We start from the raw sequence: 14,496 nt of genomic DNA, 5'->3' as shown, positions 1-14,496 counted from the left end.
GACCGCCGTCCGGAGACCGGCCGCTGACTCCGGGTACCGGCTGCCCGCTCTCCGGGACCCGCTTGCCGTCCGCGGGCCGTCGACAGGCGTCCGCATGCTGGAAATTCGCGTTCCGGCCGGTTTCCCGCGTGGTGGGATCGGTCCATGACTGATCTGCGGATACGGGCCGCCGGCCCCGAGGACCTGGACACCGTGCTGGCCTTCTGGAAGACCTCCGCCGAGGGCACGAGCATCAGCGACGACCGGAGCGGGGTGGAGCGGCTGGTCGCGCGCGATCCGGGGGCACTGATCCTCGCCGAGCGGGACGGTGAGCTGGCCGGGACGGTGATCGCCGGGTTCGACGGATGGCGGTGCCATCTGTACCGGCTGGCGGTGCACCCCGACCAGCGCCGCCAGGGCATCGGCTCGGCGCTGCTGGCCGCCGCGGAGGAGCGGTTCGTGCGGCTGGGCGGGCGCCGTGGGGACGCGATGGTGCTCACCCGCAACGAAACGGCGCATCATGCCTGGCGCGCTGCGGGGTACGCGCCCGAGGAGAAGTGGCGGCGCTGGGTGAAGCCGCTCAGCGACTGACCGGAGCCCGTGAAGGGCTCTTTTGCCGATCCTTTACCATTGGGGGACTGTGCGGACGACCCGCGCGGTCCCCTGATGACTTCATGAAAGGTGTGAGCGTCCGCCCATGGGCGAGCCTCCCAGTACCCCCACGCGACACCGCGCGTCCCTCCCCGCCCTGTCCGATCATGGGACGGAGGTGACCCGATGACCGAAGTCCTGCTCCTCCTGGTGGCGATCCTGCTGTCGCTCGCGTGCGGCGCCTTCGTCGCCGCCGAGTTCTCGCTGACCACGGTCGAGCGCAGCGAACTGGAACGGGCGGTGGAGCGCGGCGAGCGCGGCGCTCCCGGAGCGCTCAAGGCCGTACGGAACCTCACCTTCCAGCTCTCCGGCGCCCAGCTCGGCATCACCGTCACCAACCTCGTGGTCGGCATGCTCTCCGAGCCGTCGATCGCCAAGCTGATCGCCGGGCCGCTGGAGTCGCTCGGCCTGTCGAGCACCACGTCGAGCTCCGTCGCGCTGGTGCTGGGTACGGCCCTGTCGACCGTGTTCCTGATGGTCGTCGGCGAACTCGTGCCCAAGAACTGGGCGATCTCCTCCCCGCTGGCCGTCGCCAAGCGCGTGGGCAACGCGCAGCGCTGGTTCAGCGCCGCCTTCCGGCCCTTCATCACCCATCTCAACAACACCGCGAACCGCATCGTGCGCCGCTTCGGCGTGGAGCCCACCGAGGAACTCGCCGCCGCGCGCGGCCCCCAGGAGCTCGCGGCCCTGGCCCGGCACTCCGCGAAGGAGGGCGCCCTGGAGGCGGACACCGCGGAGCTGTTCGTGCGCACGCTGAACCTGGCCGATCTGACCGCGGAGAACGTGATGACCCCGCGCGTCCAGGTCATCGCCCTCGACGCGGCGGCGACCTGCGAGGACGTGGCGAACGCGACCCGGGCGACGGGCCTGTCCCGGTTCCCCGTGTACCGCGGCAACCTCGACTCGGTGGTGGGCACCGCGCACATCAAGGACGTGCTGGCGATCCCGGCGGAGCGCCGACCGCGCGTACCCGTCTCGGAGATCATGCGCGAGCCGCTCCTCGTGCCCGAGTCGCTGACCGTGGACCGGCTGCTGGACCGGCTGTCCGGCAAGCGGACGATGGCCGTGGTCATCGACGAGTACGGCGGCACGGCGGGCGTGGCGACGCTGGAGGACATCGTCGAGGAGGTGGTCGGCGAGGTCCGCGACGAACACGACCCGCACGAGACGTCCGACCTGGCCGCCGCGGGCAAGGACGACGAGGGCCGCACGCTCTACTCGGCCGACGGCGCCGCACGCACCGACCAACTCGCGCGCGTGGGCCTGCACACCCCCGAGGGGCCGTACGAGACGCTCGCCGGTCTGCTCGCCACCGAGCTGGGCCGGATACCGGCGGTCGGCGACACCGTGGAGGTCGCGGGCTGGCGCATGGACGTGGTGGACGCCTCGGGCCGGCGGGCCGCGCGCGTGCTGCTGCACGCGCCGCTCGCCCCGTCCGAGGGTTTTGAACAGGAGGCCGGGAAGTGATCGCCGTCCAGTTGCTGATCGCACTGGCGACCCTCGTCGTCAACGCGTTCTTCGTCGGCGCGGAGTTCGCGCTGATCTCCGTACGCCGCTCCCAGATCGAGCAGTACCTCGAAGGCGGCGCGAAGGGCGCGCAGGGCGACCGGCGCGCCAAGAGCGTGCTGTGGGGCCTCCAGCACGTGTCCGCCCTGATGGCGGCCGCGCAGCTCGGCATCACCCTGTGCACGCTGATCCTCGGTGTGGTCGCCGAACCCGCCATCGCGCATCTGCTGGAGCCGGCGTTCCACGCGGTGGGCGTGCCCGAGGGCGCGGGACACGCGGTGTCCTTCGTCATCGCGCTGGCGGCGGCGACCTATCTGCACATGCTGCTCGGCGAGATGGTGCCGAAGAACATCGCGCTCGCGGAGCCGGTGCGCAGCGCGCTGCTGCTGGGACCGCCGCTGGTCACGCTGGCCCGGGCGCTGCGCCCGGTGATCTTCGCGATCAACGCCTTCGCGAACGGCCTGCTGAAACTCCTGCGGATCGAGACCAAGGACGAGGTCGCCGCGGCCTTCTCGGACGCCCAGCTCGCCCAGATCGTCAAGGACGCCGGTGAGGCGGGTCTCATCGACGACCGCGCCCTGGAGCGGCTGCACGACGCCCTGGAGCTGGGCCGCCGTCCGGTGCGTGATGTCGTCCTGCCGCTGGAGGGGGTCGTCTACGCGCGCGTGGGCGTCACTCCGGAGGAGCTGGAGCGGCTGGCGGCGGAGTCCGGGTTCTCCCGGTTCCCCGTCGTGGACGAGGGGCGCCGGATCGTCGGTTACCTGCACGTGAAGGACGCGCTGGACGCCTCGCCGCGGGACACGGCGTTCCGGCTGGGCGACATGCGGCCCATCGCGCGCGTGCGGGAGGCGACTCCGCTGGACGACGTCCTCACCGCGATGCGGGGCACCCGTACGCATCTGGCGGCCGTGCTCGGCTCCGACGGGCGGCTGTCCGGTCTGGTGACGATGGAGGACGTGCTGCGGGAGCTGTTCGGGCAGCGGGCGTGAGGGCACGGAGGCGGGGCCGGAGGTGACCGACCGCCGGGTATGAGACTCGGGCTACCATCTATGTCGCCATGCAGACGAATCCCACACACACCAGCCTGGTCGCCCTCGGCGACTCCTTCACCGAGGGCATGTCGGACCTGCTGCCCGACGGCTCCTACCGGGGCTGGGCGGACCTCCTCGCCGCGCGGATGGCCGCCCGCACCCCCGGCTTCCGGTACGCCAACCTGGCGGTGCGCGGCAAGCTGATCGGACAGATCGTCGAGGAGCAGGTGCCGGTGGCCGTCGCGATGGGCGCCGACGTCATCACCCTCGTCGGCGGCCTCAACGACACCCTGCGCCCCAAGTGCGACATGGGCCGCGTGAAGGGCCTGCTGACGGAGGCCGTGGAGCGCCTGACCCCCGCGTGCAAGGAGCTGGTGCTGATGCGCAGCCCGGGCCGGCAGGGGCCGGTCCTGGAGCGGTTCAGGCCGCGCATGGAGGAACTGTTCGTGCATGTCGAGGAGCTGGCGGAGCGGCACGGCGCACTCGTCGTCGACCTGTACGGCGCCCCGTCCCTCGGCGACCCGCGCATGTGGGACATCGACCGGCTGCACCTGACGGCGGAGGGCCACCGCCGGGTCGCGGAGGCGGTCTGGCAGAGCCTCGGGCACGACTCGGAGGACTCCGAGTGGCACACGCCGATGCCGGCCACACTGCCTCCGGGCTGGGCCGCCCGCCGCGTCGCCGACGCGCGGTTCGCCCGGCAGTACCTCCTGCCCTGGATAGGCCGCCGGCTGACCGGCCGGTCCTCCGGGGACGGCCTGCCGCCGAAGCGGCCCGACCTGCTGCCTTACGAGGGTCGGGCCTAGGCGTCTTCCGTACGCGTTCGCGTTCCCTGCGCGCGCGAGTGACCGGCCACGCGGCCGGAGCCGGGGCGGCCCCGCCGGCCAGGGCGGGGTGACGCCGGGCAGGGGCGGGGTGACGCCGGGCAGGGGCGGGGTGACGCCGGTCTCGTAGGTTCCGCCGAACGAGGCCGTGGCGCTGGCCTGCACGAATCGCCAGTAGAATCCGTACACGTGACTTCCGCTCCCGCCAAGCCCCGTATCCCCAACGTGCTCGCCGGACGCTACGCCTCCGCCGAGCTCGCCACGCTCTGGTCGCCCGAGCACAAGGTGAAGCTGGAGCGTCAGCTCTGGCTCGCCGTGCTGCGGGCTCAGAAGGACCTCGGGATCGAGGTGCCGGACACGGCGATCTCCGACTACGAGCGTGTCCTCGACACCGTCGACCTGGCCTCCATCGCCGAGCGCGAGAAGGTCACCCGGCACGACGTGAAGGCCCGGATCGAGGAGTTCAACGACCTCGCCGGCCATGAGCAGGTCCACAAGGGCATGACGTCCCGCGACCTGACGGAGAACGTCGAGCAGCTCCAGATCCGGCTCTCGCTGGAGCTCGTCCGCGACCGCACGGTGGCCGTGCTGGCACGCCTCGGCAAGCTGGCCGGCGAGTACGGCGAGCTCGTCATGGCCGGGCGCTCCCACAACGTGGCCGCGCAGGCCACGACGCTCGGCAAGCGGTTCGCGACCGCCGCCGACGAGCTGCTCGTCGCGTACGGCCGCGTCGAGGAGCTGCTCGGGCGTTACCCGCTGCGCGGCATCAAGGGCCCGGTCGGCACCGCCCAGGACATGCTCGACCTGCTCGGGGGCGACGCCGCCAAGCTCAGCGAGCTGGAGGACCGGATCGCCGGTCACCTGGGCTTCTCGCAGGCGTTCACGTCCGTCGGCCAGGTCTACCCGCGGTCGCTGGACTACGAGGTCGTCACCGCGCTGGTGCAGCTGGCGGCGGCGCCCTCCTCGCTGGCGAAGACGATCCGGCTGATGGCCGGGCACGAGCTGGTGACCGAGGGGTTCAAGCCCGGCCAGGTCGGCTCCTCGGCGATGCCGCACAAGATGAACACCCGCTCCTGCGAGCGCGTGAACGGCCTGATGGTCATCCTGCGCGGCTACGCGTCGATGACCGGCGAGCTGGCGGGCGACCAGTGGAACGAGGGCGACGTGTCCTGCTCGGTGGTGCGCCGGGTCGCGCTGCCGGACGCGTTCTTCGCGCTCGACGGTCTGCTGGAGACGTTCCTGACGGTGCTCGACGAGTTCGGCGCCTTCCCGGCGGTCGTCGCCCGGGAGCTGGACCGCTACCTGCCGTTCCTGGCCACCACCAAGGTGCTGATGGGCGCGGTGCGCGCGGGCGTCGGCCGTGAGGTCGCGCACGAGGCGATCAAGGAGAACGCCGTCGCCTCGGCGCTGGCGATGCGCGAGCAGGGTGCGGAGCGCAACGAGCTGCTGGACAAGCTCGCCGCCGACGAGCGGCTCCCGCTCGATCGTGCCCAGCTGGACGCGCTGATGGCCGACAAGCTGTCCTTCACCGGTGCCGCGGCGGCCCAGGTGGCCACGGTCGTCGGCCGGGTCGAGGAGATCGTGAAGCAGCGTCCTGAGGCGGCCGGTTACACCCCTGGAGCGATCCTCTGACGCGCTTCACCCAGGCGGAGCTGGAGGCCGCCCGCGACCGTCTCGTACCGGACGTCGTCGCGGGCGGCCTGCGTGTGCTGTTCTGCGGCATCAACCCGGGTCTGATGACGGCGGCGACCGGTCACCACTTCGCCCGCCCGGGCAACCGCTTCTGGCCGGTGTTGCACCTGTCCGGCTTCACCCCGAGGCTGCTCAAGCCCGCCGAGCAGCAGGAGTTGCTGTCCTACGGTCTCGGCATCACGAACGTGGTGGCGAGGGCCACCGCTCGGGCCGACGAGCTCACGGCGCGGGAGTACCAGGACGGTGGGCGACTTCTGGCGGAGAAGGTGACCCGGCTGAAGCCCCGCTGGCTGGCGGTGGTGGGCGTGACCGCGTACCGGGCGGCCTTCGACGACCGCAAGGCGGCGGTGGGCCCACAGGAGCGGGTCATCGGGGACACGCGCGTGTGGGTGCTGCCGAATCCCAGCGGGCTGAACGCGCACTGGACGGCGGCGACGATGGCGGAGGAGTTCGCGCGGCTGCGGGTGGCGGCGGAGGACTGAGGGTCTCGTGCCGGGACGTCGTACCGGGCCGTCGTACTGGGACGTCGTACCGGGGCTTCAGGGCGGGTCGGTCTCGGTGACGACCAGGAGGAGCTGAATCTCGTCGCACGGGTCGAGATCGGCGACGCCCAGGGCCACCCAGCGGCCGTGCTCCGCCGCCCGCCAGAGGTACACGTCCCCCACCCGCAGGCTCAGCTCGGCCCAGGGCTCGGGTATCTCCTCGGTCCCGGTCCTCAGCCGGACCGTCTGCAGCCCGATGTGGCACGGATCTCCCCATCTCGCCGTCAGTTTCCCGGCCAGGTGCTCCTTCTCCTCGTGGAACCGCTCCGCCTGCGCGCGACGCACCGCGGCGTCCGCGGCCGCGAGGCCGTGACTGGTCACCAAGGCCGTCGTACCGTGACCGGGCCCGAGGTACCTGTCGATGTCCATGAGTTCCAGTAAACCCGTCACCACTGACAATTGGCGGTCCGTCAGCCGGCCTGCGGCTCAGGCATCCCTTCGCCGTATCCGCCACGCCCCTGCGCCGACCGCCGTCGCCGTCCACAGAGCCGTCACCGCGAGCCCCGTCCACGGCCCCAGCGGGCCCTCCCACCTGCTGTGGAGCACGACTTGGCCGGCTCGGTCCGGCAGCAGGCCCGCGACGTCGCCGCTCATGTCGCCGACGACGAAGGACACGATCAGCAGGAACGGGACGAGGATGCTCAACGCGGCTGTTCCGCTCCGCAGCACGGCCGTCAGGCCCGCCGCGAGCAGCGCCATCAGCGTCAGGTAGACGCCGCAGCCCAGCGCGCCGCGCAGACGGTCGGCGGTGCCCAGCCCGTCCGCCCTCTCCCCCAGCACGGCGCTGCCCACCGCCACGGTGATCAGGCCCGTGGTCAGACCGACGGTCAGCACGGGAAGGGCGATCGCGGTCAGCTTGGCGGCGAACCAGCGGCCCCGGTTGGGCACCGCGGCCAGCGACAGACGCAGTGCGCCGCCGTGGAACTCGCTCGAGACGGCCGTCGTCGCGAAGGCGATGGCCGCGATCTGACCGAAGCTCACGCCGAAGAGGACGGAGAAGAGCGGGTCGAGGTCCTCGCCGCCCGAGCCGGTCCCGGCGTCCGCCGAAGACGCCGAGACCGCGGAGAACACCGAGAGGACGAGGGTGGCCGACAACATCGCGCACAGGCCGCCGACCAGCGGGCGCAGGGTACGGATCTTGATCCACTCGGCGTGGAGCGCGGGTGTGAATCCCATGGTCAGGCCTCCTGGGGCCGGGCCGCGAACTCTGCCTCGGCGGCGGTCAGGTCGAGGTAGGCCTGTTCCAGCGTGCCTTCCTCCGCGGTCAGTTCGAGCAGGGGGACGCCGGCGTCGGACAGCAGGTGGCCGATGTCGTCCACGCGCGCGTGGTGCACCGTCCAGTGCCCGTCCTGGTGTTCCTCGGCGTCGTGGCCGTGGCGGGCGAGGGCGCTCTTCAGCGCGGTGGGGTCGGTCGTACGGATGCGTACGCGCGGCCGCACGCGCGCGTCGATGAAGTCCCGCAGGTCGGTGTCGGCCAGCAGGCGGCCCCGGCCGAGGACGACGAGGTGGTCGGCGAAGGAGGCGGTCTCGTTCATCAGGTGGCTGGAGACCAGTACGGTGCGTCCTTCCGCGGCGAGCCTCCTCAGCAACGCACGGATCCAGACGATGCCTTCGGGGTCCAGGCCGTTGGAGGGCTCGTCGAGGAGCACCACTTCGGGGTCGCCGAGCAGGGCGGCGGCGATGCCGAGGCGTTGGCGCATGCCCAGGGAGTAGGTCCGCACCCGGCGCCGCGCGGCCGGGGCGAGGCCGGTCTCCGCCAGCACCTCCTCGACCCGGCGGACGGCGATGCGGTTGCTCGCCGCCAGGGCACGCAGATGATCGCGCCCCGTCCGGGAGCCGTGCGCGGCCTGCGCGTCGAGCAGCGCGCCGACGTGGCGCAGGGGTTGCCGCAGGGCGGTGTAGGCCCGGCCGCCGACGATGGCGGTACCCGCGGTGGGTTCGTCCAGGCCGAGGACGAGGCGCAGGGTGGTGGACTTGCCCGCGCCGTTGGGGCCGAGGAAACCGGTGACGCGGCCGGGCCGCACGCTGAACGTGAGGCGGTCCACGGCCCGTCGGGGCCCGTACTCCTTGGTGAGGTCTCGTACGTCGATGCTGGTCATGGCCCTCACTCTCGCCACTGACGGCGGCGCGGTCCTCCCCCGCCGGTGGGGAGCGTCTCCCCCGCTCGGGGGAGGGCCGTTGTCGGTGCCGCCTGCCACGATGGTCGGCATGGGCCGCTTCCTGCGCCCGCTGCTGCGGGGGACGACGTACACACGACTGCTGCATCTGTGGGTGCCGATGCTGGTCGTGAGCGTCTGGATGTTCATCGACCCGTCGAGGCCGTGGGTGCCCGCGCTGCTGCTCGTGCCGGTCGGGCTGATTCCGGCGGTGCGGACGGGCGAGGGGGTCCAGGCCCGGCTGCTGCTCCTGCCGGGCGACGCGGACGCCGGCTTCTCCGTGGCGCCCTCGAAGACCTGGCGGGACCGGCTGCGCACGGTGCTGTGGCTGGAGGCGCGGATGGCCCTGGGCGCGGCGGCGATGTTCGCGTGCGTCTGGTCGCCCAGCCTGGCCTACGACCTCGCCGCGAGCGCGGGCGGGCCGGTTCCGGACGACCTGCCGGGCCTGCGCGGGGCGGTTCCGCACTGGTGGCCCGCCCTGCTCGTCCCGCTCCCCCTCCTCGCCCTGTACGGGGCCGTGGTGGGCCTGGGCGAGCTGGTGACCGTCGTCGCGCGCGGGCTGCTGGGTCCGTCCGCCGCCGAGCGGCTCGCCGCCCTGGAGGAGCGGACGGAGCGGTTGCTCGAACGCAACCGCATCGCGCGGGAGTTGCACGACTCCATCGGGCACGCGTTGACGGTCGCGGTGGTGCAGGCGGGCGCGGCGCGGGCGGCGGGCGACGCGGAGTTCACCGACCGGGCCCTGTCGGCCATCGAGGAGAGCGGCCGGTCGGCGCTCGCGGACCTGGAGCGGGTGCTCGGCGTGCTGCGGGAGTCGGGACGGCCGGTGAGCGACAGCCCGACGCTGGCGGAGGCCGACCGGCTGCTGGAGTCGGCGCGGGCGTCCGGGGCGAAGGTCGACGCCGAGGTGACGGGGCCCCTGGAGACGGTCCCGGGGCCGGTGTCCCGGGAGGGCTACCGCATCCTCCAGGAAGCGCTGACCAATGTGCTGCGGCACGCGGGGCCGGTTCCGGTGCGGGTCCGCGTCGGGGTCGCCGACGATCTGCTGCGCCTGGAGGTGCGCAACCCTTCGACGGCCCGCATTCCCGGCCCGGGGCGGGGCAGCGGGCTGCGGGGCATACGGGAGCGGGCCGCCCTGCTCGGCGGGCGGGCGTCGACCGGGCCGGACGAGGGGGACTGGAGGGTGCGGGCGGAGCTGCCCCTGCGCTGATCTACGCTGGCCGGATGCCGGTCACCGTGCTCCTCGTCGACGATGAACCCCTGGTGCGGGTGGGGCTGCGCGCCGTGCTGGAGGCGCAGCCCGACATCGAGGTCGTCGGGGAGGCGGCCGACGGCGCCGCGGTGATCCCACTGGTGCGGCAACTGCGGCCGGACGTGGTCGCCATGGACGTCCGGATGCCGCTGATGGACGGTATCGAGGCCACGCGCGCGGTGCTGCGGTCGGTCGACGAGCCGCCGAAGATCCTCGTGGTGACGACCTTCGAGAGCGACGAGTACGTCTACGAGGCGCTGCGCGCGGGCGCGAACGGGTTCCTGCTGAAGCGGGCCCGGGCCGCCGAGATCGTGCACGCGGTGCGCCTGGTCGCCGAGGGCGAGTCGCTGCTGTTCCCGGCGTCGGTGCGGCGGCTGGCCGCCGAGTACGGCGACCGCGGAGGCAATCGGGCGGCCCGGGACACCCTGGAGCGGGCCGGGCTGACCGAGCGGGAGGCCGAGGTGCTGCGGCTGATGGCACGCGGGATGTCGAACGCGGAGATCGCCGCCCGGCTCGTCGTCGGGACGGAGACGGTCAAGTCCCATGCCGGGGCGGTGCTGGCGAAGCTCGGGGCACGCAACCGGACACAGGCGGTGATCACGGCGTACGAGTCGGGGTTCGTCGCGCCGGGGTGAGCGCGCCGGTAGATATCGGTACGGATTCCTTACTCGCCGGGGTACCTCCCGCCGAGTACGATCCGCCCAACACGCGCACGAGCTGGAAGGACGGACGTTGGGGCAGCTGACCGGCGGGGATCCCTCGCTGCTGCGAAGGATCAATTCCGCGGTGGTGCTGCACGCGCTGCGTGCCGCGGACTGCGCGACGCTCACGGAGATCACCCGCGTGACGGGCCTGTCCCGGCCGACCGTCGAGGGGGTCGTCGAGGATCTCATCGGGGCGGGGCTCGTCGTCGAGAAGGCCGCCGACGAGAGTGTCGCCCGGCGGCAGGGGCGGCCCGCGCGGCGGTTCCGGTTCCGGGCCGAGGCCGGGCATCTGCTGGGGCTGGAGATCGGCTCGCACCGGGTGGCCGCGCTGCTGGCCGACCTGGACGGCCGGATACTCGGCGCGCAGGCCAAGGAGGTCGACGAGGCGGCACCGGCGGACGAACGGCTGGAGCGGCTGCGTACGGCCGTCGCCGAGCTGCTCCGCCGGGCGGGCGTCCCGCGCAGCTCGCTGCGGGCGGTGGGGGTCGGCACGCCCGGGATCGTGGAGGCGGACGGGACGGTACGCCTCGGCACCGCGCTGCCCGAGTGGACGGGGCTGCGGCTGGGTGAGCGGCTGAGCCGTTCCTTCAAGTGTCCGGTGCTGGTGGAGAACGACGCCAACGCGGCGGCCGTGGCCGAGCACTGGAAAGGGTCGGCCACCGAGTCCGACGACGTCGTCTTCGTGCTGGCCGGGCTGAGCCCGGGCGCCGGCTCGCTGATCGGGGGCCGGCTGCACCGGGGGTACGGCGGGGCGGCCGGGGAGATCGGCGCGCTGCACCTGCTGGGCCGGGAGGTGACGCCGGAGACGCTGCTGTCCATGACGGACGAGCCGCTGCATCCGCTGGACGAGCAGGCGGTCGCGGAGGTGTTCGCGCAGGCCCGCGAGGGCGACCAGCAGGCGCGGGCCGCGGTGGACCGTTTCATCCAGCGGCTCGTCCACGACGTGGCCGCGCTGGTCCTGGCGCTCGATCCGGAGCTGGTCGTGGTGGGCGGCTGGGCGGCCGGTCTGGACGGTGTGCTGGAGCCGCTGCGCAACGAGTTGGCGCGCTACTGTCTGCGCCCGCCGAAGGTGGCGCTGTCGCTGCTCGGTGAGGCGGCGGTGGCGACGGGGGCCCTGCGGCTCGCCCTCGACCATGTCGAGGAGCAGTTGTTCGCGGTCGAGGGGACCGTGACGGCGCGGCGGTGACCTGGCGTCATCGGTGAAACGCGCCGCGCCCCGGTGGAGTTCCGGGGCGCGGCGGGGTGTCCGCCCGGTGGGCCGGGTGCAGGCTGTTCAGGGAGCCTGCCGTATCCGGCCCGCGGGTGACGGGGTGTTCAGGAGGCCTGGCGCTCCGGGCCGTGGTGTATCTCCACGCCGCCGGACGCGCCGAACGTCAGTCGGCAGGTGTCCGCGCGATAGGTCGCGACGGACAGCGCCGCGGTGTGTCCCCCGGCGAAGAAGCGGGTGGTGACGACGAGGACGGGGGCGCCGGGGAGGCGGTCGAGTTCCCGGGCGTCGTCCGCGCGGGCCGAGCCCAGCTCCACGGCGCGGTCCTGGCCCTCCAGTTCCAGGCGCTGGAGCTCGCGCAGCACCGCACGCGCGCGTGCCGCCTCGGAGGGGGTGTCGATCGCGGTGAGGTCGGGCACCGACGTCACGGGGACGTAGAGCAGTTCGGCGGCGACGGGCTGGCCGTGCGAGACGCGTGAGCGGCGCACGATGTGCACGGCCTGGTCGCGCGCGGTCTCCAGGGCGGTGGCGACGACCGCGGGCGGGGTCGCGAGCGTGCAGTCGACGGCCTGCCAGGCGTCGTCGCCCGTGCCCGGCCAGACCTGCTGGTCGTTGCCGACGGCGACGCCCATGCGCGGCGGGGCGACGGTGGTGCCGACGCCACGGCGGCGCTGGAGCCGGCCCTCCAGTTCGAGCTGCTCCAGTGCCTGGCGGAGCGTGGCGCGGGCGACGCCGAAGCGGGCGGCCAGGTCACGCTCGTTGGGCAGGATCTCGCCCACGGTGAATTCCGAGTCGAGTGCCTCGCTGAGTACGGTCTTGAGATGCCAGTACTTCGGTTCCGGTACCGATTCCAGCTGCGTGGTCCCCACCCTGTCCTCCGCAATCGCCGTGGTCCGGCGGCGTTTTTCGCGCCCTTGTTTATTAAAGGTTGTTGTACTTCTCTGCGACCATAGGGCGGCCCCCACCCTTGGTCAAGACCAATCCTCGGTCCCTCTCGAGGACGACAGGTGTCCGACAGAAAAGCGTTCACGGCGCGTTCGTACGGGCGCGTTTTCGTGACACTCCGGCAAGGTCCGCTCAGTAAACGACGCTTCGAGGAGGCCCGAGGATGAGGGGCCGTGCGGTTCACCCTCAGGGGCTACCCGTCGGTAGCTATTGCTGACAAGCTGTCTATGGCGTCCGCCGGCCGGTCCACGGCCCGTCCAGTCGAGGAGCTCCTCATGTCCGCCACCGTCTCCTTCACGGTCCCCTCCCCCAGTGGCCCGCTGCCCGTCACCGTCTCCTACGCGCGCGTGGGCCAAGGCGAGCCGCTGCTCCTGCTGCACGGCATCGGACACCACCGGCAGGCCTGGGACCCGGTGGTGGACATCCTGGCCGCCGAGCGCGAGGTCATCGCCGTGGACCTGCCCGGCTTCGGCGTGTCCCCGCCCCTGCCGGACGGACTGGCCTACGACCTGCCCACCACGGCCGCCGTGTTCGCCGCCTTCTGCGAGGCGCTGGAGCTCGACCGGCCCCACGTCGCGGGCAACTCCCTCGGCGGGCTGCTCGCCCTGGAACTCGGCCGCGAGAAGCTCGTACGGTCCGTCACCGCGCTGTCGCCCGCCGGGTTCTGGTCGCAGGCCGAGCGGCGCTACGCCTTCGGCGTCCTGCTCACCATGCGGCAGATCGCGCGCCGGATGCCGCTGCCCCTCGTCGAGCGGATGGCGAGCACGGCGGCCGGCCGTACGGCCCTCACCAGCACCATCTACGCCCGCCCGAGCCGGCGTTCACCCGAGGCCGTGGTCGCCGAGACGCTGGCCCTGGCCCGGGCCACCGGGTTCGACCAGACCCTGCGGGCCGGCGCCACCGTCCGGTTCACCGACGACCTCCCCGGCGTCCCGGTCACGCTCGGCTGGGGCACCCGCGACTTGCTGCTCGTGCGGCGACAGGGCGTCCGGGCCAAGCAGATCATCCCCGCCGCGCGCCTGGTGCGACTGCCCGGCTGCGGTCACTGCCCGATGAACGACGACCCGGCGCTCGTCGCGCGCGTGATCCTCGACGGCAGCCGCTGACGTCCTGGGGGCACGCCGCAACACCCCGGCCCCCAGGGCGACTCCGGCCCCGACAAGGGCGCTCCCCACGCCCTGGGCGGGGCCGTAGGAGCCCGTTCCGACGAGCGGGGCGGTGCAGGCGGCCGCCACCGGGATGAGCCCGGAGAAGAGCGTGGCGCGCTCCGCGCCGATCCGCTGCATGCCCATGTACCAGCACACGAAGCCGACGACGGTGACGACGGCCGCCTGCCACAACAGCGCGGCGGCCTCCGTGCCGTCCGGCCGCCGCAGCCATGCGCCGCCGTCGAGCAGCAGGCCGGTCGCGGCGGCCTCGGCCGCGGCGATCGCGCACACCGTGGCGGACAGCAGCCGTGGCCCGAGAACCCGCAGGACGGGCACGGCCAGCACCGCGAAACCGACCTCCCCGGCCAGCGCGCAGACCGAGTAGGCGATGCCCGCGCCGTCCGTGCGCCCCCACCCCTGCACCGTGAACGCGCCGACGGCCACCAGCGACGCCCCCACCAGCACCGGTCGGCGGGGCCGCCGCCCCTCCAGCAACGGGACGACGACCGCCACGACGACCGGCGCGCAGCCCACGAGGACGCCGGGTACGGCGGGTTCCGCGGAGCGCTCGGCGGCCAGCACCGCCACGTTGAAGCCGACCATCCCGACGGCCGCGAGCAGCGCCAGGCGCAGCCACAGCCGGAGGGTGAGCGCGCGCAGCCGGAGCCCGGCCCCCGCCTCCACCAGGGGTACGAGCAGCAGACAGGCGAGGCCGTAGCGCAGGGCCTGGCCGCCCGCGTACGGATAGCCGCCGAGGACGCTGTTGGCGGTGAACGACCCTCCGACGAGGAGGCAGGCGAGCGCGGCGAGCAGGGACCCGCGCAGGGTGGTCGCGTTCATGAAGGTGACGCTAGGAACGACG

At 73.1% G+C, this 14,496-nt stretch carries 14 protein-coding genes and 1 pseudogene; 10 read left to right on the top strand and 5 right to left on the bottom strand.

Annotated features, from left to right (window positions below; genetic code table 11):
• The first annotated feature begins 144 nt into the window (after positions 1-144).
• From OG933_RS36565 to mug, 6 genes are all read left to right on the top strand, one after another.
• The gene (locus tag OG933_RS36565; protein ID WP_362573001.1) at positions 145-570 is read left to right on the top strand and encodes a GNAT family N-acetyltransferase; all 426 of its coding nucleotides are present in this window, start codon (positions 145-147) and stop codon (positions 568-570) included.
• A gap of 186 nt (positions 571-756) precedes the next feature.
• Entirely contained in the window at positions 757-2,097 is a 1,341-nt protein-coding gene (locus tag OG933_RS36560; protein WP_020131656.1) for a hemolysin family protein, read from the top strand.
• Positions 2,094-3,125: a hemolysin family protein gene (locus OG933_RS36555; protein ID WP_020131657.1), complete on the top strand. Its 1,032-nt coding sequence runs from the start codon at positions 2,094-2,096 to the stop codon at positions 3,123-3,125. Before OG933_RS36560 ends, OG933_RS36555 begins: the two co-directional genes overlap by 4 nt.
• Before the next feature lie 68 nt (positions 3,126-3,193).
• Complete coding sequence (locus tag OG933_RS36550; RefSeq protein WP_405631169.1) at positions 3,194-3,973, top strand: SGNH/GDSL hydrolase family protein; 780 nt, start codon at positions 3,194-3,196, stop codon at positions 3,971-3,973.
• A 207-nt stretch (positions 3,974-4,180) separates the two neighbouring features.
• A complete protein-coding gene (gene purB, locus OG933_RS36545; RefSeq protein ID WP_362527330.1) occupies positions 4,181-5,623 on the top strand; it encodes an adenylosuccinate lyase in 1,443 nt (480 codons plus the stop codon).
• On the top strand, positions 5,620-6,165 hold the full coding sequence (mug, locus tag OG933_RS36540; RefSeq protein ID WP_362527407.1) for a G/U mismatch-specific DNA glycosylase: 546 nt from the start codon (positions 5,620-5,622) through the stop codon (positions 6,163-6,165). Before purB ends, mug begins: the two co-directional genes overlap by 4 nt.
• A gap of 57 nt (positions 6,166-6,222) precedes the next feature.
• Here mug and OG933_RS36535 read toward each other — a convergent pair whose 3' ends face one another.
• The 3 genes from OG933_RS36535 to OG933_RS36525 are packed head-to-tail and all read right to left on the bottom strand — an operon-like array spanning position 6,223 to position 8,324.
• Positions 6,223-6,594 (bottom strand): hypothetical protein, encoded by a 372-nt coding sequence (locus OG933_RS36535; protein WP_362527328.1) that lies wholly within the window; start codon positions 6,592-6,594, stop codon positions 6,223-6,225.
• A 57-nt stretch (positions 6,595-6,651) separates the two neighbouring features.
• Entirely contained in the window at positions 6,652-7,401 is a 750-nt protein-coding gene (locus OG933_RS36530) for an ABC transporter permease (RefSeq protein ID WP_362527325.1), read from the bottom strand.
• 2 nt (positions 7,402-7,403) lie between these two features.
• Positions 7,404-8,324, bottom strand: coding sequence for an ABC transporter ATP-binding protein (locus tag OG933_RS36525; RefSeq protein WP_405631168.1), 921 nt, complete (start codon positions 8,322-8,324; stop codon positions 7,404-7,406).
• A gap of 109 nt (positions 8,325-8,433) precedes the next feature.
• On the opposite strand from OG933_RS36525, the gene OG933_RS36520 reads away from it, so the two are divergent.
• The 3 genes from OG933_RS36520 to OG933_RS36510 all read left to right on the top strand — a co-directional run bounded on the left by OG933_RS36520 (position 8,434) and on the right by OG933_RS36510 (position 11,520).
• On the top strand, positions 8,434-9,588 hold the full coding sequence (locus OG933_RS36520; RefSeq protein ID WP_405633611.1) for a sensor histidine kinase: 1,155 nt from the start codon (positions 8,434-8,436) through the stop codon (positions 9,586-9,588).
• Between the two features lie 14 nt (positions 9,589-9,602).
• Positions 9,603-10,265, top strand: coding sequence for a response regulator transcription factor (locus OG933_RS36515; protein WP_362527323.1), 663 nt, complete (start codon positions 9,603-9,605; stop codon positions 10,263-10,265).
• A gap of 97 nt (positions 10,266-10,362) precedes the next feature.
• Positions 10,363-11,520: an ROK family transcriptional regulator gene (locus OG933_RS36510; protein WP_054240418.1), complete on the top strand. Its 1,158-nt coding sequence runs from the start codon at positions 10,363-10,365 to the stop codon at positions 11,518-11,520.
• A gap of 128 nt (positions 11,521-11,648) precedes the next feature.
• Here the strand turns inward: OG933_RS36510 and OG933_RS36505 are convergent, their stop codons facing one another.
• On the bottom strand, positions 11,649-12,410 hold the full coding sequence (locus OG933_RS36505) for a GntR family transcriptional regulator (protein WP_362572985.1): 762 nt from the start codon (positions 12,408-12,410) through the stop codon (positions 11,649-11,651).
• Between the two features lie 351 nt (positions 12,411-12,761).
• Here OG933_RS36505 and OG933_RS36500 point away from each other — a divergent pair, with 351 nt between their 5' ends.
• Positions 12,762-13,592, top strand: coding sequence for an alpha/beta fold hydrolase (locus OG933_RS36500; protein WP_405631164.1), 831 nt, complete (start codon positions 12,762-12,764; stop codon positions 13,590-13,592).
• A 45-nt stretch (positions 13,593-13,637) separates the two neighbouring features.
• Here OG933_RS36500 and OG933_RS36495 read toward each other — a convergent pair.
• Positions 13,638-14,474, bottom strand: a pseudogene (locus OG933_RS36495) (EamA family transporter); the annotation flags it as partial.
• Positions 14,475-14,496: the final 22 nt, after the last annotated feature.

Source organism: Streptomyces sp. NBC_00016, from assembly GCF_045040885.1.
Taxonomy (GTDB): Bacteria; Actinomycetota; Actinomycetes; order Streptomycetales; family Streptomycetaceae; genus Streptomyces; species Streptomyces coriariae.
Note: the sequence above shows the minus strand (reverse complement) of the source record. Positions and strands in the feature narration are given on the sequence as shown.